This window comes from Halalkalibacter hemicellulosilyticusJCM 9152 (genome assembly GCF_000513115.1).
Lineage (GTDB): Bacteria > Bacillota > Bacilli > Bacillales > Bacillaceae_D > Halalkalibacter > Halalkalibacter hemicellulosilyticus.
Genome location: NZ_BAUU01000002.1, coordinates 130,394 through 149,468 on the forward strand (window position 1 = coordinate 130,394; position 19,075 = coordinate 149,468).

General features: G+C 36.3%; 16 protein-coding genes. 12 read left to right on the plus strand and 4 right to left on the minus strand.

Annotation, left to right across the window (positions count from 1 at the left end; translation table 11 throughout):
• Nucleotides 1–12: 12 nt before the first annotated feature.
• From JCM9152_RS01795 to JCM9152_RS01805, 3 genes are read left to right on the plus strand one after another with little or no spacing between them, the layout of a single operon-like run.
• Complete coding sequence (locus tag JCM9152_RS01795) at nt 13–972, plus strand: tetratricopeptide repeat protein (protein ID WP_035340222.1); 960 nt, start codon at nt 13–15, stop codon at nt 970–972.
• A gap of 30 nt (nt 973–1,002) precedes the next feature.
• Nucleotides 1,003–3,807 (plus strand): ATP-dependent DNA helicase DinG, encoded by a 2,805-nt coding sequence (gene dinG, locus JCM9152_RS01800; RefSeq protein WP_035340224.1) that lies wholly within the window; start codon nt 1,003–1,005, stop codon nt 3,805–3,807.
• Between the two features lie 39 nt (nt 3,808–3,846).
• A complete protein-coding gene (locus tag JCM9152_RS01805) occupies nt 3,847–5,151 on the plus strand; it encodes an amidohydrolase (RefSeq protein ID WP_035340226.1) in 1,305 nt (434 codons plus the stop codon).
• Nucleotides 5,152–5,208: 57 nt separating this feature from the next.
• On the opposite strand, the gene JCM9152_RS22525 is transcribed toward JCM9152_RS01805, so the two are convergent.
• Nucleotides 5,209–5,367, minus strand: coding sequence for a hypothetical protein (locus JCM9152_RS22525; RefSeq protein ID WP_156314971.1), 159 nt, complete (start codon nt 5,365–5,367; stop codon nt 5,209–5,211).
• A gap of 85 nt (nt 5,368–5,452) precedes the next feature.
• Here JCM9152_RS22525 and JCM9152_RS21690 point away from each other — a divergent pair, with 85 nt between their 5' ends.
• The 8 genes from JCM9152_RS21690 to JCM9152_RS01840 all read left to right on the plus strand — a co-directional run bounded on the left by JCM9152_RS21690 (nt 5,453) and on the right by JCM9152_RS01840 (nt 14,477).
• Nucleotides 5,453–5,623: a YpmA family protein gene (locus JCM9152_RS21690; protein WP_081727860.1), complete on the plus strand. Its 171-nt coding sequence runs from the start codon at nt 5,453–5,455 to the stop codon at nt 5,621–5,623.
• A gap of 8 nt (nt 5,624–5,631) precedes the next feature.
• Complete coding sequence (locus tag JCM9152_RS01810; RefSeq protein WP_035340228.1) at nt 5,632–6,114, plus strand: PepSY domain-containing protein; 483 nt, start codon at nt 5,632–5,634, stop codon at nt 6,112–6,114.
• Nucleotides 6,115–6,183: 69 nt separating this feature from the next.
• On the plus strand, nt 6,184–7,368 hold the full coding sequence (locus JCM9152_RS01815) for a pyridoxal phosphate-dependent aminotransferase (RefSeq protein WP_035340229.1): 1,185 nt from the start codon (nt 6,184–6,186) through the stop codon (nt 7,366–7,368).
• Between the two features lie 155 nt (nt 7,369–7,523).
• Nucleotides 7,524–8,816: an asparagine--tRNA ligase gene (asnS, locus tag JCM9152_RS01820; protein WP_035340231.1), complete on the plus strand. Its 1,293-nt coding sequence runs from the start codon at nt 7,524–7,526 to the stop codon at nt 8,814–8,816.
• 191 nt (nt 8,817–9,007) lie between these two features.
• The gene (locus tag JCM9152_RS01825; RefSeq protein WP_035340233.1) at nt 9,008–9,712 is read left to right on the plus strand and encodes a DnaD domain-containing protein; all 705 of its coding nucleotides are present in this window, start codon (nt 9,008–9,010) and stop codon (nt 9,710–9,712) included.
• An 11-nt stretch (nt 9,713–9,723) separates the two neighbouring features.
• Nucleotides 9,724–10,383, plus strand: coding sequence for an endonuclease III (gene nth / locus JCM9152_RS01830; RefSeq protein WP_035340234.1), 660 nt, complete (start codon nt 9,724–9,726; stop codon nt 10,381–10,383).
• Between the two features lie 73 nt (nt 10,384–10,456).
• Complete coding sequence (locus JCM9152_RS21190; protein ID WP_052015473.1) at nt 10,457–10,867, plus strand: YpoC family protein; 411 nt, start codon at nt 10,457–10,459, stop codon at nt 10,865–10,867.
• A gap of 19 nt (nt 10,868–10,886) precedes the next feature.
• A complete protein-coding gene (locus JCM9152_RS01840; RefSeq protein ID WP_052015475.1) occupies nt 10,887–14,477 on the plus strand; it encodes a dynamin family protein in 3,591 nt (1,196 codons plus the stop codon).
• Nucleotides 14,478–14,556: 79 nt separating this feature from the next.
• Here JCM9152_RS01840 and JCM9152_RS23060 read toward each other — a convergent pair whose 3' ends face one another.
• Genes JCM9152_RS23060 through recU form a run of 3 tightly spaced genes read right to left on the minus strand, consistent with a single transcriptional unit; the run spans nt 14,557 to nt 17,823 of the window.
• On the minus strand, nt 14,557–15,147 hold the full coding sequence (locus JCM9152_RS23060; RefSeq protein WP_500778232.1) for a hypothetical protein: 591 nt from the start codon (nt 15,145–15,147) through the stop codon (nt 14,557–14,559).
• Nucleotides 15,063–17,174, minus strand: a complete 2,112-nt coding sequence (locus tag JCM9152_RS01845; RefSeq protein WP_235715591.1) for a PBP1A family penicillin-binding protein — start codon at nt 17,172–17,174, stop codon at nt 15,063–15,065. The genes JCM9152_RS23060 and JCM9152_RS01845 overlap by 85 nt, the downstream gene beginning before the upstream one ends.
• A 28-nt stretch (nt 17,175–17,202) precedes the next feature.
• Nucleotides 17,203–17,823: a Holliday junction resolvase RecU gene (gene recU, locus JCM9152_RS01850; RefSeq protein ID WP_035340236.1), complete on the minus strand. Its 621-nt coding sequence runs from the start codon at nt 17,821–17,823 to the stop codon at nt 17,203–17,205.
• A 141-nt stretch (nt 17,824–17,964) separates the two neighbouring features.
• Between recU and JCM9152_RS01855 the strand changes: the two genes are divergently transcribed.
• A complete protein-coding gene (locus JCM9152_RS01855) occupies nt 17,965–18,909 on the plus strand; it encodes a DUF2515 family protein (RefSeq protein WP_035340238.1) in 945 nt (314 codons plus the stop codon).
• Nucleotides 18,910–19,075: the final 166 nt, after the last annotated feature.

The window sequence follows — 19,075 nt, forward strand, 5'->3', positions numbered from 1 at the left end:
AGGGGGATTTTTATGGATAAAGAGAAATTCAATGGCATAGCAAGTCCAGACGAAAAATGGGACTTACTCCCAAAGGAAAAGCAATTGAAATATGTCCAATTGTTAGAGAAGACAGCAGCCCATCTATTAGATCAGTGGGTTGAGCTTGATGAGAAAATAAATCATTTAAATGAAAAACTGCAATTAGAAGAAGAATTACCTATGTATTCCTCGAAAGGGACTACTTATTATTCTCTTAACATGTTTAACGAGGCCGCTGAACAATTAGCAAATGAAGAGGCTAACGGCTATGAAGATGATGTACGCAGGCTTTATTTAGGCTACTCTTATTATTATATCGGATTACTCGATCAAGCACAGGAAGTCTTTATTTATTTAGTCCAGTCTACTGACCATACGCACATTAAGCACTTTTCTTATTTGGGTCAGGCACATATCGCTTTAACAATGGAAAAATTCGATGAAGCCATTGCGAAATTTGAACGCGCAAACTCGCTTACTTCTTCATTAGATGTTGTGTATAATTTAAGTCTCTGTTATTTTTATATGAAACAATATACGTTAGCTAAAGAGTATGCGTTAAGTTATATTGAGATGAACAACAATGAAGAAGGTATGTATTTTGTACTTGGCTGCTGTGATTCATTGCTAGGCAATTATGAACGCTCACTATCTTATTGGTCAGAATGCCTACAAATCAATCCATCACTTCAGATGCTTCTTGCCCTTTCTATTGTGTATGAGTGGCATGGGCTACATGATGCTGCGATTCATTGCTTAGAACTAGCACAGAAGCGAGAAGGGTATACGTTTCATGTTTATCATGGACTAGCTTGGAATTATGCCCTTATCGGGGACATTCAACAGTCTCAGAAATTCTTTCATCATTTACTTGAAAAAGAAACTGATGACAAAGAAATACGCAAATCAATGAATTGGCTTTCAAAAGCTTTTCCTGAATTCAACGTATAATAGTTGAATCGATGAAATTGAGGTGTACGTATGTATGATCGTTATATCGTGATTGATCTTGAAACAACAGGTCATTCAGTCGAAAAAGGAGATCGCATTATTCAAATTGGTGCTGTTGTTTGTTCAAATGATGAAATCATCAAAACCTTTTCAACATTTGTCCAACCTGGAGTGGAAATACCACCTTTTATAGAAGAATTAACGGGAATAACTGAAAATGACATTCAAGATGCGCCACCATTTCGTACTGTTATTCCAACCATTTTAGAATTACTTGAAGATGGTTGTTTAGTGGCGCATAACGCTGATTTTGATCGAAACTTTTTGAAAAAACAAATAGAACTAGAAGGCTATATTTTTCCGCAAGTTCCTGTCATAGATACAGTAGAGTTAGCTCGGATCTTTTTACCACAGCAAAACAGCTATAAACTAAGCGAGTTGGCAGAAGAACTTGGCTATTCTCATGATCGGCCACACCAGGCTGACAGCGATGCAAGCGTCACGGCTGCTCTGTTTCAAAAAATAATAAAAAGATGCAAAGAGCTTCCCATTTTGACATTGCAACAATTAATTCCATTACTACGAAAGCTAAAAAGTGACTTTGAACCCATTTTATTGGAATGCATCGATCAGAGAAAATTCACTAAACGTAATGAAACAGAATATGATTGTTTCCGACAGTTAGCCATTAAAAAAGTTGAAAAACAACCTACATCAAATAATGATACATTTAAGACGTATGAAGATTATATGGTATCTGATTTTACAGAGTTAATGAAAACGGCTTTAAGCCAATTTGAACGCCGTGAAGGGCAAGAATTGATGATGCAGGAAGTACATGAAGCATTTAATCAAAATGAATATAAACTAATTGAAGCAGGAACTGGAACTGGAAAATCATTAGCTTACTTACTCCCTGCACTTTTCTATGCGAAACAGCATAACCAACCGGTTATCGTAAGTACACAGACGATTCCACTTCAGGAGCAATTATTTCAGCGTGATTTACCCATATTAAAAAGATTAGTTCCATTTCCTATTCGTATTGCTCTTCTTAAAGGACGTAGTCATTACTTATGTTTACGTAAATTTGAACATAGTTTGTCCGTCGAGCATTCAAACTATGAAATTAACTTAACGAAATGTATGATACTTGTATGGTTAACAGAGACAACAACAGGTGATATTGAGGAGATTATGATTCCAACCGGTGCTAAATCGTTATGGTATGAGGTACAAAGTGATGCCAGTAGTGATATCGGTAAAGCGAACCCTTGGTTTTCAAGGTGCTTTTATCACCGTGCACGAAGGCTTGCTCAGGATGCTCAAATCGTTGTTACAAATCATGCGCTATTATGTACTGATTTAATGCATGAGCAACGGATCTTGCCACAACATACTCACGTCATTTTAGATGAAGCACACCATTTAGAAGAGGTTGCAAGTAATCACCTTGGACAACGAACAGACTATGTAGCATTCGCTCACATTTTCCAGCGGTTGTCCACAGAACAAGAACATCATTGGGTTGAGCATTTAGAAGCTATTTTCAAGCGAAATGAGCTACCTTTTCGATCAACTGAACGTCTCCTTACCCTTTTAACGAGCATGAAAGAGGATGTGGATGAATTATTTCGAATTTTATTTTCATACATACAAAAGAAAAATCATCTTTCAGCTACAGATGTCGGTCGAAATCGTTATCGTTACTTTAGCTTTAAAGAGGCAGGGACACAATGGCAAGCGCTATTAGAATGTACGATGCGTGTTCATATGGTAGCAAAGGAAATAGCTGTTGCGTTTAAGCAACTGCTACAACCTTTAGAACAAAATGATCATGACCATATACAGTATTCCGATCAATCTTTTATAACTGAGTTAGAAAAATGGTTTGAAGTCTTGCTAGAGGAGGAAGATACTCTTTATCAATTGTTACTAGAATATGATCCAACGGTTGTTTATTGGGCAGAAATTGAACCAAGAGGAGCTAAAAATGCAACTTATCTTTACAGTAAACCTATAGATGTATCTGTTGCATTAGCAGATCTTTTTTTTGCAAAGAAAAAAAGTGTTATTTTAACATCAGCAACACTAGCAGTAAATGGATCCTTTTCTTATCAAATTAAACGGTTAGGACTAGAAGATTTCGCTCCAGAAACGTGTGTGATACCATCTCCATTTGATTATAATCAACAGGCGCGACTATTAATACCGACCGATATCCCTTCAATTAAAGAAGTGACAATGGATCAATTTTCATATGAAATTGCCAAAAAGCTGTGGCAATTATCTGAGAAGACGAAAGGGAAAACTCTCGTTCTATTCACATCATATGAAATGCTTCGAATAGTCTATGACCATATTCAGAAATGGAACAATGACCATTTATTACACATTATCGGTCAAGGAGTCACTTCAGGAAGTCGAGCAAAATTAATGAAAATGTTTAAGCAAAGTGATCATGCGATGTTATTTGGAACTAGTAGCTTTTGGGAAGGCATTGATTTGCCAGGAGACGAGCTTACAACCGTAGTCATTGTTAGGTTACCATTTTCTCCACCAGATGATCCACTCATTCAAGCTCAATTCGATCAAGTAAAGGAGGAAGGAGGAAACCCATTTATGGATATTTCGTTACCTCAGGCAATCATTCGCTTTAAGCAAGGATTTGGTCGTTTAATTCGTTCCACTACGGATAGAGGATCTGTGTTTGTGTTTGATCGTCGTATTACGACTACTCGATATGGCAAGCAATTTATTCTATCATTACCTAATGTGCCTGTTTATGAAGATGAATTTAATCAGTTATTACATAGTCATAACTCATATTTATAGTCGTAGCTGACCTAGATTAAAAAGGGGAATCGTATACTGATGACTAAATTAATTAAGAATGCCAAAATCATTACAATGTCAGATTTAGGAATTGTTAATGGGTATGCTTTTATTAGAGAAGGACAGTTCGTCGAAATAAAAGCAGGTATACCTTCTAGACAGCTAGAATCAACAGCAAATGAAGTGATTGATGCGAATGGAAAATGGATGACACCAGGGCTTATTAATACACATGGACACACTGGAATGGCTTTACTTCGTGGTCATGCGGATGACTTACCGTTGTATAAATGGTTGGAAGAGAAAATGTGGCCATTTGAAGCAAAGCAAGATTACGAGGCGATAAAAGCGGGGCGCGAAATGGCTGTTGCCGAAATGCTTCTGTCAGGAACGACAACATTTTTAGAAACGTATCACTTATTTATTGATGAATTTGCAGAACAGCTATCAGAAATTGGCGTTCGAGCCACATTAATGAGATCCATGATTGGACTCTGTTCAAGAGAGGAACAAGAGGAAAAATTGAAGGAAGCTGTAACATTAGCAAAAAAATGGCACAACCATGCAAACGGCCGTTTGCAAATGATGCTAGCTCCTCATGCACCTTATACGTGTCCACCGCTTTTTATTGAACGGATTGTAGAAGAAGCAAGTTTATTACAGCTACCTGTACATATGCATCTCGCAGAGACGAGTAAAGAAGTCCATGATCACATCGAATCATATGGTGTTCACCCATTTGATCATTTAAATCAATTAGGTGTATTGGATAAAGTACCGTGGTTATTTGCTCATTGTGTTCATATGAATGAAGAACATATTGCCCAAATGCCAGAGTATGATTTATCTGTCAGTTACAACCCTAAAAGCAACTTGAAATTAGGCTCTGGCATTGCTCAAATTGCCCAAATGATGAAAAAGGGTATTAATGTAGCTCTAGGAACAGATAGTGTCGCTTCTAATAATACATTGAATTTATTTGAAGAATTGCGTATAGGTGTATTATTGCAAAAAGGAATTCTTCAAGATCCAACCGTTTTAGAGGCGTTTGAGGCATTTAAAATCGCTACTGTGAATGGTGCTAAAGCTCTTTCCTTAAACAAGGTGGGGCAAATAAAGAATGGCTACGAGGCTGATTTTATTTTACTTACAAACGAAGAACCACACTTACAGCCGAAAGAGCATGTGTATTCACATTTGATTTATGCTGTTAATGGTTCTGATGTAACAGATGTATTCGTCCAAGGTAAACAACTCGTGAAGAATCGTCAATTGACCACACTTGATCAAGAACAAATCATGTATACTGCAAATAAAGCTTATCATAGAATTCATCATAGCTAAAAAAGATCAGACTCTAACTGAATCTGACCTCCGCTTAAGGTGTGGGCAAAGCTTCATTTAATGGTTATTATTTGTGAAATATGAAGGTAATTGTGGTTGTTTAAATGAAATTGGGTAAGCCATTTCCCACGTACGACCTTCACGACAAATTAATGCTATATGATGTTTTTCTGCTTGATATTGCTTAGCTAAAGGGTGAATATGTTTTTTAAACATGTTATGACCTCCCTTTTGCCTACTATTACTATAACCGAATAAGGTAAAAATATCGTGCCGAATTTTAACCAATGGAGGTAAGAGAATGGAACAAAAAATGGAAGTATTATCAAAGGTAACCGTTGACCGGACTTCTGATTTATACAAAATTGTTGATTCATTAAACCGCACATTAAAGGAACAGGATTTAATGTTTGGTTTAGCGCTTGATCAAAAAAATGATAAAAAAATGGTTTTTACCATTTATCGAACATAGGTGTGACCATGAAAAAGTGGATCATTTCTATTCTTTTAATCGTTATAATCCTTTTAATATCGGGAACTATATATGCATATACCATCATTCGCGAACCTTTAACGAATCAATTAAGTCAAGTTGAAAAATATGTGCTCAACCAGCAACTTCTTAACACGGTTGAAGAAGTAACTTATTTCCATGGACAAGAAGTCGTGTATGTTGCACAAGGGTTGTATGAAGACGAGTTGAAATTTGTATGGGTCTCAGAAGATTTTATGTCTGTCCATGAAGCAAATGAAGAAGATGGTATCACACAAAACGAAGCCATTGCCATTGTTGAGCAGCATGAAACAATTAATCAACTTCAAGCGGTTCGCTTAGGATATGAAAGAAATCGCCCCTTGTATGAAATAACCTTTATTGATGAAAATGGACGACAAGCTTATTATTATTTGGATTTTACCAACGGTTCATTATTAAAACGTTATTCTTTAAGAGCTGATTCGTAATGAATTCATACTTGAATTATTGCGAATCAACTTCTATAGTGTATAGTATATAGTGGGAGGGACGAGAACATGAAATTAGCAAAAAGAGTTTCAACGTTAACACCATCTTCAACATTAGCGATTACAGCAAAGGCAAAAGAATTACGAGAACAAGGTCATGATGTAATCGGATTAGGTGCAGGTGAGCCAGATTTTAACACACCACAATACATAATTAATGCAGCGGTCCGTTCGATGGAAGAAGGACATACGAAATATACACCTTCAGCAGGGTTACCAGCACTTAAAAATGCCATTATCGGAAAATTTAAAACCGATCAGCAAATTGAATATTCTGCTGAAAATATTTTAGTTGGTTCTGGTGCCAAACATGTACTGTACACTTTATTTCAAGCGATTTTGGATGAGGGAGATGAAGTTATCATACCGACCCCTTATTGGGTAAGCTATCCTGAACAAGTGAAGCTTGCAGGAGGAAATCCAATTTATATTGAAGGTCATGAAGACAATGCATTTAAAGTAACCGCTGACCAAATCAAAAAGGCAATTACAAGTAAAACAAAAGCGTTTATTTTAAACTCACCTAGCAATCCGACAGGCTCAATGTATAGTGAAGAAGAGCTAAAAACAATTGGTGAAGTTTGCTTAAAGCATAACATTCTCATAGTATCTGATGAGATTTATGAAAAATTAGTTTATGATGGTGCGAAACATACGTCGATTGCACAGTTATCTTCTGAATTACAAAAACAAACGATTGTTATTAATGGTGTGTCTAAATCACACTCGATGACAGGCTGGAGAATTGGATATGCGGCTGGTGATTCGACTATTATTAAAGCAATGACCAATTTAGCAAGTCATAGTACATCAAATCCAACAACAAATGCACAGTATGGAACAATTGCAGCTTATACAAAAGATGATGGTTCAGTTGAAACGATGCGTGCTGCTTTTGAAGAACGACTTAACGGCGTTTATGAAAAGCTAACGAAAATACCTGGTGTCTCATGTGTAAAGCCAAAGGGAGCCTTTTATTTATTCCCAAATGTTAGTGAAGCAGCTAAGATGAATGGATTTAGTTCAGTTGATGATTGGGTAGCAGCTATTTTGGAAGAAGAAAAAGTAGCACTAGTCCCAGGGTCAGGGTTTGGTGCCCCAAATAATGTTCGTTTATCGTATGCAACAGCATTTGAAGCAATAGAAGAAGCGTTAAATCGCCTTGAACGATTCATCAATAATCATATGAAATAATTTGCGTGTTTAAGTAAAATGAGATTTGCTTTTGGTTTGATTCAGAAGGGTAAGAAGAACCTGACGAATCAAACCTTTTCTTTTTTGTTTTCACTTTTCGAAGCAGAATGGGATGGTTATAATAAACATAGCTGATCATAATTGGAGGGTATACATTGAAAACAACAATAAAAACAATAGGAAAATTTTCTAATAAAGAAGTAACAATTGGTGCTTGGCTAGCTAATAAACGATCAAGTGGTAAGATTGCATTTTTGCAATTACGTGATGGAACTGGATTTATTCAAGGTGTAGTCGTTAAAGCTGAAGTTGGTGAAGAGTTATTCCAAAAAGCGAAATCGCTCACACAAGAAAGTTCTTTATATGTTTCTGGAATCGTTCGTGAGGATGAACGAGCGCCTTCTGGATTTGAACTTACCGTAACGTCTATTGATATTATTCATCAAGCAGAAGGCTATCCTATTACACCCAAAGAGCACGGTACAGAATTTTTAATGGATCATCGCCACTTATGGTTACGATCGAAACGTCAGCATGCTGTTATGAAAATACGTAATGAAATCATTCGAGCTACATATGAATTTTTTAATGACAATGGCTTTGTTAAAGTTGATCCTCCAATATTAACTGGAAGTGCACCAGAAGGGACTTCAGAGCTATTTGCGACTAATTATTTTGATGAAGAAGCTTATTTGTCGCAAAGTGGTCAATTGTATATGGAAGCAGCTGCGATGGCGTTAGGTCGTGTATTTTCGTTTGGCCCTACTTTTCGTGCCGAAAAGTCTAAAACTCGAAGACATTTAATCGAATTTTGGATGATTGAACCTGAAATGGCTTTTGTTCAGTTTGAAGAAAATTTAGAAATACAAGAACAGTTCGTATCGTTTATTGTCAAATCTGTCTTAGCGAATTGTCAATTAGAATTACGTGTATTAGGTCGTGATCTAGATAAGCTTGCCAAAGTACAAACTCCTTTTCCGCGTATTACGTATGATGAGGCCATTTTGTTTTTAACGAATAACGGATTTAATGATATTAAATGGGGAGATGATTTTGGTGCTCCTCATGAAACAGCCATTGCCAAACACTATGATCAACCTGTCTTCATCACACATTATCCAACTCAATTGAAGCCTTTTTATATGCAACCGGACGCTAACCGTGAAGAGGTTGTACTATGTGCGGATTTAATTGCTCCAGAAGGATATGGGGAAATAATCGGTGGATCTGAGCGTATTCATCATTATGAATTATTAAGAAAAAATATCGAGAAACATCAATTATCAAATGAAGCCTATCAATGGTATTTACAATTACGCCAGTATGGTTCTGTTCCGCATTCCGGTTTTGGATTAGGGCTAGAGAGAACGGTTGCTTGGATTGCTGGTGTCGAGCACGTGCGCGAAACCATTCCTTTTCCACGTTTACTAAATCGTCTTTATCCTTAATCGTTTCTGCGTTCTTCGAGGCTGGAACAAAGGAGTTTCAACAAGAGACAGGCACCGAAAAAATTTCGTTTTAAACTTTTTCGGTGCCCTTCGTTTCTGTTTCTTGCTAGCTTCTTTCTTAAGCTTGAAAAAGTTCGGTGGTCAATGAGCTCCAATCTCATGTTATAATAACGTGAAGAGGTGTTTTGCTAATGAACGAAAAAGTATTACAAAAGTGGACGACTCAACGTTATATGACAATACCTAGTCTATTATTAAAGCATTATAAAGACCTTCACTTAAAAGAAGATGAATTAGTTATTTTGTTACATATCCAGTCGTTTCTTGATGAAGGGGAGCTATTTCCAACTGCAGATTTAATTAGTGAACGAATGAATATATCATCTTCATTGTGCTCAAATATGATAGGACGGTTATTAAAATATCAATTTGTCTCCATCGAAAAGCAATGTGATGACAATGGCATTATTTATGAAATGCTAACTTTGGAGCCTTTATGGATAAAGCTAATTGATGTATTAAAAGGTGAACAAATCCAGCAATCAGAAATGTCCAAGCAACAAGAGGAAGGACAATTATTTAAACGATTTGAAGAAGAATTTTCGCGTCCACTTTCACCTATCGAAGTGGAAACATTATCAATGTGGATCGACCAAGATGGTCATTCACCGAAAATGATTGTTGCAGCGCTTAGAGAGGCAGTTGTTTCAGGAAAATTGAATTTTCGGTATATTGACCGTATTTTATTCGAATGGAAGAAGAATGGAATCAAAACAATTGAACAAGCTAAAGAACAAGGTGAGAAATTTAGAAAATATAAACAACCGATAAAGCAGGAGCAAGCAAGAAGTCAATTAGATTCGGCTCCTGGCTTTCAATGGTTAGAGCAATCATAAAGGAGTTAACGATGAGTTTAAAGTCTAAAAAGCAGACAATGGAAGCATTAGATGTTATTGCTGAATTATTTCCAGAAGCTGAATGTGAACTAGTCCATTCAAATCCATTTGAGCTTCTCATTGCCGTTGTCCTATCAGCGCAATGTACGGATGCCTTAGTCAATAAAGTAACCCCTCAATTATTTAAAAAATATCAAAAACCCGAAGATTATATTCAAGTTCCGTTAGAAGAGCTTGAACAAGATATTCGTTCTATCGGTTTATTTAGAAGTAAGGCAAAAAACATTAAAAAACTATCACAATCTTTGTTAGAATCCTATAACGGTGAAGTTCCTAAAGATCGTGATGAACTAATTAAATTAGCAGGAGTCGGTCGTAAAACGGCCAATGTTGTCACGTCGGTTGCTTTCGGTGTCCCTGCCATAGCTGTCGATACACATGTTGAACGAGTGTCTAAACGTTTGGGAATTTGTCGCTGGAAAGATTCTGTTCGAGAAGTAGAAGAAACATTAATGAAGAAAATCCCTCAAGAACGGTGGTCAGATTCACACCATCAATTAATTTTTTTCGGACGATATCATTGCAAAGCTCAATCTCCTAAATGTGTTCAGTGCCCTTTAGTGGATGTGTGTCGAGAAGGGACGAAACGATTAAAGAGAAACGTATCATGATTACGAAAGAATTTAACTATGCTCCCTTTTCGGGACAAATACATGGAAATTAGAAAAAGGGGAGCTATCTACAGTGATAAGCTCATTCCCTTTTTATTTTGATTTAACTGAATATCAAACACCTTGGCTTGATTTTGAATCAGTCGAAAACAAGCTCATTCGTTTATCAGAAATACAATTAGAAGAAGTCAAGCGATTAAAAAAAAGGAATGATCAAGGTCATCTATACCCTAAAATGACTCTTCTCATTGCTTTATACATTGATCTCATGTTTTGGGCGAATGGACAGAAGGTTTGCCAATTAGGTAATGGATTGTTCACTGATATCGAACAACTCACTTATAAACCGTATAACTGTGGCGATCGATTAACGTTTGTTCTTGAAAATATCACTCATTTTCAAGCGATTGTACAATTAGAACATTTATTTTCCGAACAGCGTAAGAAAAATGCTAAAATGAAAATAGTAAAAAGAAAGAAATAGAAAAAAGTAGGTGGAGTGGATGATTGAAACGTTAGAACGTGTTATTCGAGAAACCGAACAAGAAACATTAAAAAAAATGAAAATTCAAAATAAGGTTCAGGAGCAATCGTTTCAGGTTGCCTTTTGTGGACATTTTTCTGCGGGAAAATCTACTGTACTAAACCGATTAATGGGAAAGGATTTACTCCCAACTAGTCCCATTCCAACGAGCGCGAATATTATTCGTATTCAAAATGGCTCATTAGGACTAACCATTCAAAATAAAGAGGGGGTTGAACAAAAATGGGAAGGTGAAATCCCATGGGAACAAGTGAGGAATTTCGGAATGAATGGAGTAGACATTCATTCGATTACGATTTCTGCACCATTACCATTTTTGAACGAAAGAAGTGTAATATTTGATACCCCTGGTGTTGATTCGACTGATCCGACCCATCAAGAAGTAACGATGGATGCTCTTCAAGAAACGGATCTTATTGTTTATGTAATGGAATATAATCATGTACAATCTGAAACAAACTTAAATTTTTTGAAGCAATTAACAGATGAAAATAAGCCTATTTATATGATCATTAATCAAATTGATAAGCATGATGAAGATGAACTATCGTTTAAACATTTTGATCATTCAACGAGAGAAACATTAAAAAACTGGGGTATTCACTATTTAAAGCTAGCATATACAAGTATGAAAGCGCATCATCATCCGTTAAATGATTGGACAGAAGTAGACGAAGATATAAAAACGTTGTTATATTTTTCTAATGATTTAGTACCATTAGCAAATAAACGTTTATTACAAGGCTTTTATTTACGTATCATGCTACGATTAGAGGATGATAGGAACGAAGCCATTCAAGAGATAAAGGATAAAATGCTTCATTCTGGTTTAAATCCTAATGACATACGGGAACGAGAAGAGCTGCTGAATAAACGTTCTGATTTAGAGGGCGCAAAAGCACGTCTTGAACAAAATTTCACAAAACAGTGGAATGATTTAGTCAAAAATGTCACACTTTTCCCATATACGACAACAGAATTAACAAGACAGTGGCTTGAAGCTATGGACCCAAGCTATCGAGTGGGTTGGATTTTTTCAAAGAAAAAAACCGATCAAGCTCGTCAGGAGCGTTTGCAACGATTAAAAAATGAACTAGAAGATAAAGTTCAAAGCTTAATCATCTTTCATCTTCAAGCTCTTTTTCGTTCGTATGATCTCGATCTTTTGACGAATCGTCACGAAGTTGAGGCTGCGATTGAAAAGCTAACCATTTCTTTAGATTATGATTTTTTTACTTCTTCAGTACAACAAGGTCCGAAAAATCGTGATTATGTTTTTACGTACACAAAAGAAAGAACGAAAGAAATCGTATCCAGAATAAAACGCCAAGCTACTCATGTGTTAGAACTCATCCAAATTGGAATGGAGAATTATTGGACTCGTGAAAGAAATAGTGTGTCAGAAAGATTGAATCAACTTCGAGTTGTCGAACAATATGTAGGCGAAATGAATGAACGAAAAAAACGGTATGATGATGTCATTGTGGAGTATGCTCGTGAAGCTTCGCAATATAAAGATGAGGATAGATATGAATCGATGTTGAAAAGCACTATGCAACGAACACTTCCTACTTTCGCCCAACATGAGTGGGGCGAAATGACTCTTCCAAATGAGAGTGTGATTGGAGTCGTCGAACAAGAAGGAAGCGAAGCACCAAACGATCGCTTTGATGAGAAAATAGCGATGAAATGGATAAAAGAACTAAAAAGTCATTTTCAAAATGCTGGACACCATGCAGTCGATGAAGAAAGAAAGGAAATTTTGAAACGAATTAAACGATTCGAAAATCGTACGTTTACGATTTCTTTATTCGGTGCGTTCAGTGCAGGAAAATCTAGCTTTGCTAATGCATTACTTGGCGACCATGTGTTACCTGTTTCACCGAACCCAACAACAGCAACGGTCAATGTCGTAAAACAATCAAATCATGAGCATGAAAGTGGTACAGCTCTTATTGAAATGAAATCCGAACAAACGATTAGGAAAGAAATAGAATTAGTTTCTAAGCAATTGGAAGTAGATGTGTCATATGAAACGATTCAGAAGTGGGATCACACTAAATATACAGCAACGTCAAAATGGCAAAAAACGTATCATGCTTATTTAACAATGCTGAAGACTGGCTTGAGTGGGCAAGAGGACTTTTTGTTAGATGATTCATATTCTGTCTCGTTAAATGATGTGAGTCCCTTTATTGCAAAAGAAGAACGCGCATGTCTTGTGCAAAAGGTGACGATTTTCTATGATTGTGAGTTGACAAAAAATGGTGTTGTATTAGTAGATACTCCTGGAGTCAATTCAATACATGGTCGACATACTCAAGTAGCATTTAAACAAGTACAACAATCAGATGCCATTTTCTATGTGAGTTATTACAACCATTCGTTTTCAAAAGCTGATCAATTGTTTCTGCAACAAATGGCTAAGGTCAATGATGGATTTAGAGAAGATAAATTATACTTCATATTAAACGCGTCAGATTTAGCTAGTAATGAATCAGAATTAAATGGTGTAAAAAATCATGTTATTCAGCAGTTAAAAAATAATGGCATATCTGAGCCACGTTTATTTGCTCTATCTAGTAAAAAAGGGTTAAGTGGAAAACAATCTAACGAACCTGATAATCCCTTTCAAAACTTTGAACGTACATTCTATGCCTCAACCATTAATGATATTCTAAAGCTTAGTTATATGTTAATCGTTGATGAAATAAAGAAATACAAAGAAATATTAATAGAAAGCATTGACTTAATTCAATCGGAAAATGATAAGAAGGAAGAGAAAGAAAAAGAATTACACGCAAAGCTAAAGCATTGGAAAGAAGAGGTATCGAATACTTCCTATGATGTCATTTCACAGCTTAGTAAGCAAGAACTTCAACAGTTATTCGTTTATTTAAGAGAACGAATCCGTTTTCAACTGAATGATAATTATCAAGATATCGTCAATGTTACAACCGTTACAGGTGCTAACAAACGAACCCAAAAACAAACGTTACGTTCTGCTTTAGTAGAATGGCTCAATGAAGGAGATCATTTTATTAAACAGGAACTACAGGCGACATTCGTTCGTATTGATGCGAAAATTCATCTTTCTATAAATGAATGGATAGACTTGCTAATGGTAAGAATACAAAACGATTTTCAATCATTGAGCCGTCCGGTTGAGGACATGAACCATTTTCAAGTAGACATTAGGTCAAGGCGATTTTTAGAAATTGAAATAGATCGGTATATCCAACAATTCCATTCACTACGTCGATTTTTTGAAGAGGGTGAAAATCGACGCTGGAAGGAAGAGTTAGTCACTAAAGGGACAGAGCATGTTCAGGAGCAATTAAAAGCTTGTGAAGATGAAACCATTATTCACTTGCATTCTTTTATCGAACAATATGTAGCAAATATAAAAGAACAATTTTATGATAAATTACAACGTCAATCCGACCGATTCTATTCATTAATGAATGATACACAATTAGATATATTATTTACGGAAGAAAAGAAAGTAAATCAATTCATTAAAGACGGTGTCTCACAGCTTCAAAAATGACAAAAAACTATTAAAGCAGTCTTAAAGGTTACATGTTGTATCCTTTAAGACTGCTTTTATTTACATATAGTTCCTCTATTTATTCAGTTGTCTCTTCATCATCGACATTCGTATCGTTATCACCGTCTCCATCACTAGAAGGAGGGGAATCACCATTATCCGTATCATTATCACCACTATCCGTATCACTATCACCATTCCCATTCGAAGGGTCACCATCTCCATTCGAACCATCTCCATTGCCAATATTATCGGTAGGATCAGGTATATCGTTAGGATCTTCATCATCTGGTGCATCAGGGTCATCAACAGGATCCTCAACAGCCTCAGGGATCTCTATCGTTACAGACGCCGGATCACTTCTCAAGCTCGAATGGTCATCGGAAAGGGCGGTAACATAAAATTGATACGTAACACCTTCATCAGGAGAACCGTAAATATATTGCATATCTTTCTTCCTGTCTAATGTTTGTAAGTCACCACCGTCAACTGAAACTTGAATTTCAAATGTGACTTGGTCTCTAAATTCATCTGGATAATTCCAGCTCATTATAATTTGGTTAGAGCTCTCTTCATAGTTCGCCATCAGATCGCTAGGAGATTCAATGTCGATAAATTCTTCTGATACTCTAGTCGGCTCATTACCACGTACAAATAATTCATAAACAATCTCACTACTTGGCGTAAAATCACTTGGTAGTAGCCTGTGGAACGTTCTACGCCAACACGAACAACGGAGTTCGGCATTGTAAAATCTGGTGTTTCAATAGTAGATGATACTTCCTCAACAACTGCCTTAAATATTTGCTGAGCAATTTGTCTAGATGAATCTTGACTAGGGAAGTAATTGTTCTCTGAATGCTGGTTAAATCCTGTCCAAACAGCTGCTGTATATTTAGTTGTATAACCAGCAAACCAAATATCAGGAGCAGCATTTGCAGGAATATTGTATTGTTCCCGAGTATCTCGATCAAAGTTTGTTGTACCAGTCTTACCAGCCATAGGTAAACCTGATATATTAGCCGTCCCACCAGTTCCATCTGTAACGGCTGTTTTCAACATGTCAGTAACCATATAAGCCGTATAATCACTCATTGCCATTTGCGATTCCGGTTCAAATTCTAACACGCGACCATCTGGGAATTCGACTTTTCTAACAGAATATGGTTGTGTATATGTTCCATTATTTCCAAAGGCCGCATAAGCACCTGCTAAATCTTTCGTTGAAAGCGGAATAGCACCTAACCCGTACGATTCATGCATTGTATCAATAGACATACCAAGTTGCTCCCCAAATTCTTTTGCTCGATCCGTTCCAACTTCCTGTAATGCTTTAACGGCGGGAACATTTCGCGAAGCAGCTAAAGCTCTTCTCATAGACATCCGACCTTGGAATGTACCGTCAAAGTTATTAATTTCAGTACCATCCGAATACGAATGAGGTTCATCTGTAATCATATGACCAGTGGACCATTGTAAATATTCAATTGCTGGTCCATAGTCTAGTAATGGTTTAGCCGTTGAACCAATTTGACGTTTGGCTTCAGTCGCATAATTAAACCCTCTTTGTTGTCCGGAATCCTCACGACCACTTCCGACTGCTTTAATTTGACCAGTTTCAGTATCTAACAGTGTAATAGCAGCTTGGAAATCCTCGTTATCAGGATAATTTTGAATATACTCACTCGTTTGTAATACTGTTTCAACATGTTCTTGTGCATCTGTATCTAATGTTGTGTACACCTTCAAGCCCGAATTGTATATATCACTGCTTGTAATGCCATCAATCTCTTCTAATTCATTTAAAACAAGATTATAAAATGCTTCGTAGGCGTAAGCCTCGCGTTCTGTCACATCTAATTGCTCTTCAATTGAAATTGCCTCAGCCTCAGCAGCCTCTTCCTCAGTAATCTTTCCGTGCTGAACCATTAATGATAAGACTAAATTACGTCTACTTTCAGCAGCTTCTGGATTAACAGTTGGATCGTAGAAGCTTGGGCGCCTAGGAATTCCTGCTAGTAGCGCAGCATCAGCCAAAGAAAGCTCTTCAACCGTCTTGTTAAAATATCGTTGTGATGCTAGCTCAATTCCATAAACACCTGATCCTAAATAAATCTGATTTAAATACATCTCAAGGATTTGATCTTTTGAATATTGCTGCTCTAATTTAATAGCTAAATACTGCTCTTGAATTTTCCGAGACATTAATTTGTCATTTTCCAAAAATAAATTTTTGACGAGCTGTTGTGTAATCGTACTCGCACCTTCCGCTCCAAATCCATCTGTAATATTTGCTGCAACAGCGCCAAACAGACGGCGAATATCGATACCAAAATGGTCTCTAAAACGGATATCTTCTACAGCGATAAATGCATCTTGGACGACAGAAGGGACGTCACTTATTGAGACGTTCATACGTCGCTCAGAAGATTCAAGCTGAGAGACAAATTCATCATTTTGGTCATACATGAGTGCCCCTTGTGTTAGCATTAATTGTTCTTCATCCAATTCAGGCGCATTACTAATAATTGCAAATACAGTAATACCAGTTGCAATGATCGCGACTGCGATGGCAATTGCAGTTGCGATGGCAATTTTCTTTATAAGCTGTTTTTTTGATTTCCCTTTATTATTACTATTTTGTTTTTTCTTTTGGGCCTGACGACGCGCTTGCCTTGTGTTCAGTTGATCTGACATCGTTCATTCTCCCTTTCTTATTCATTCATTATGACTCGTCCATGAAGTAGATCGAATCAACCACCTCTAAATAATCAATACGTGGATGATATCCTATTTTAATCAAATGACCATAAATTTCAATATCTTTTTTACGAATAGATTTACGATCGGTTTCTTTTTTTCGATAAAACGTAATAAGGTGCTTAGCTTCAAGCAAATAAATTTCCTCAGCAAAAGAAAAGCGAAGTATAACAAATGCAATGCCACCATGTTCAATAATTTGTTCCATATGATTGACTTGATGATCGTGAAAATTTTTTAACGGAAAGGAGGTTTTATTTTTTGTTTCTTTAGCCTCGAAGTCTATATAACGTCCTCGATATACTCCATTATAGTCTGTTGTTGACGCTTGTTTAAAATAAGCTTCTTTAATAACAGCAGCACTTCGCTTTGGGTAATCAACATGAACAATTTGAACTGGTGTTGGTTTTTTATGAATAATAGCACGACCATCCGCTAAATAATATTGATTCGCCATGTTCAAATCGTCTTCAAGTGTCATTCCTCGATTACTATACAAAGTAGTGGGTTCACTTCTTTTTTTAGGCGCGTTATTTACGACATTCCCTTTATTGAATTTTTTCCCGTTTGGATAATGAATTGCCACGCGAAATCACAGCCCTTCCAAACTGATATGCATCCTTGAAAGTAGACAGAACTAAAATGCATGAATAATCTTCATCACATTATATTACCATAAGTTGCAAGACAATGTTGTAGAACTTTCAAGGAGATAAGGTGAAAAATAATGAAAAATCATGTAGTTCAATCAATTTTAAACAAAACTTATAAAGGAAACCTTGATAATATTTCACGAACCAGATTTTATTTCAATTTTTATAAAAAACATCCTGAAATAAGGTGGGCATTCCTAGCGAGTATGGTTTCAAGAAATGCCGGTTGGAATATAACGGACTTATCAAGCAAATGGTTTCAACAACTCATTTCGAAAGAGCATCGCGCCATTCTATTTCAGACGTATGAAAGAGCAAATTGGACAATCTTTGCTGATGCGTATCCTCAACTTCTTTGGTATGAATACATAAAAAAAACGAATCATTCCGATATAACTATTTTGAAAAACTTAAACGTATCCCAATTTATGCAAAAAGAATGGTTGCATTTTTTAGAAAAACGTGATGAAGAACGATTATGTATCGCACTCGTCATTAATGAACAATTTGTTCTTCAACAAAATGTTATCGAACAAGAGCTATACCGAAAAAAAGTCTTCTCAACGGCTTTATATTGGTTAGAAGAACATGGTCATTTCAGCTATGTATTATTTCCTACTACTGATGGACGCCTGTATGGATACTATATAAGACAATTTACAAAAGTAAAAAAACGAATTACATTAGGCAAACAGTTAATGAATCTCCTTTTTCATCCTGAACTGAGAGGGGACTTTTATCAATTTGCTTGTAAAGTTGAACCAACCGGATCTCGTAATGAATATAGGAGTCATTTAAATTGGTCGACAGCGAATACTAGTCCGTATTTGCGATTGGCATGTCCAATCATTCATCATCATTGGAAGTACAAAAAAGATTGGAGTTTGCAAATGAATGGACACCGTTTTTTGAAAAACAGAAAGATAATTATACCAAAAGAAATGAATAAGTGGGTACAGAGAAAAGAACTAGAATTAGGCCTAGTAGTAAAGGCGTCTTTACTCATAGGTGGCTATTAAGTGAAAGGTACACATCAAAAAAGGTTAAAGGAATAAGAGGCTGTCTCCAAAATAGAAAAGACACTTTTGAACAGAACATTACTAGTATAGAGAATGGATAATTATCTCAAGTCCCTATTTAGAAAGAACCACCTTGCTAATTAGACAAGGTGGTTCTTCCTCTATG

What these genes read in the sequence shown, in the direction of transcription:
- JCM9152_RS01840 (WP_052015475.1), top strand. Translation starts at nt 10,887, where the DNA reads ATGATTGAAACGTTAGAACGTGTTATTCGAGAAACCGAACAAGAAACA.
- JCM9152_RS01795 (WP_035340222.1), top strand. Translation starts at nt 13, where the DNA reads ATGGATAAAGAGAAATTCAATGGCATAGCAAGTCCAGACGAAAAATGG.
- JCM9152_RS01825 (WP_035340233.1), top strand. Translation starts at nt 9,008, where the DNA reads ATGAACGAAAAAGTATTACAAAAGTGGACGACTCAACGTTATATGACA.
- JCM9152_RS22525 (WP_156314971.1), bottom strand. Translation starts at nt 5,367, where the DNA reads ATGTTTAAAAAACATATTCACCCTTTAGCTAAGCAATATCAAGCAGAA.
- JCM9152_RS01810 (WP_035340228.1), top strand. Translation starts at nt 5,632, where the DNA reads ATGAAAAAGTGGATCATTTCTATTCTTTTAATCGTTATAATCCTTTTA.
- dinG (WP_035340224.1), top strand. Translation starts at nt 1,003, where the DNA reads ATGTATGATCGTTATATCGTGATTGATCTTGAAACAACAGGTCATTCA.
- JCM9152_RS01855 (WP_035340238.1), top strand. Translation starts at nt 17,965, where the DNA reads ATGAAAAATCATGTAGTTCAATCAATTTTAAACAAAACTTATAAAGGA.
- JCM9152_RS21690 (WP_081727860.1), top strand. Translation starts at nt 5,453, where the DNA reads ATGGAACAAAAAATGGAAGTATTATCAAAGGTAACCGTTGACCGGACT.
- JCM9152_RS01815 (WP_035340229.1), top strand. Translation starts at nt 6,184, where the DNA reads ATGAAATTAGCAAAAAGAGTTTCAACGTTAACACCATCTTCAACATTA.
- JCM9152_RS01845 (WP_235715591.1), bottom strand. Translation starts at nt 17,174, where the DNA reads ATGTCAGATCAACTGAACACAAGGCAAGCGCGTCGTCAGGCCCAAAAG.
- nth (WP_035340234.1), top strand. Translation starts at nt 9,724, where the DNA reads ATGAGTTTAAAGTCTAAAAAGCAGACAATGGAAGCATTAGATGTTATT.
- JCM9152_RS01805 (WP_035340226.1), top strand. Translation starts at nt 3,847, where the DNA reads ATGACTAAATTAATTAAGAATGCCAAAATCATTACAATGTCAGATTTA.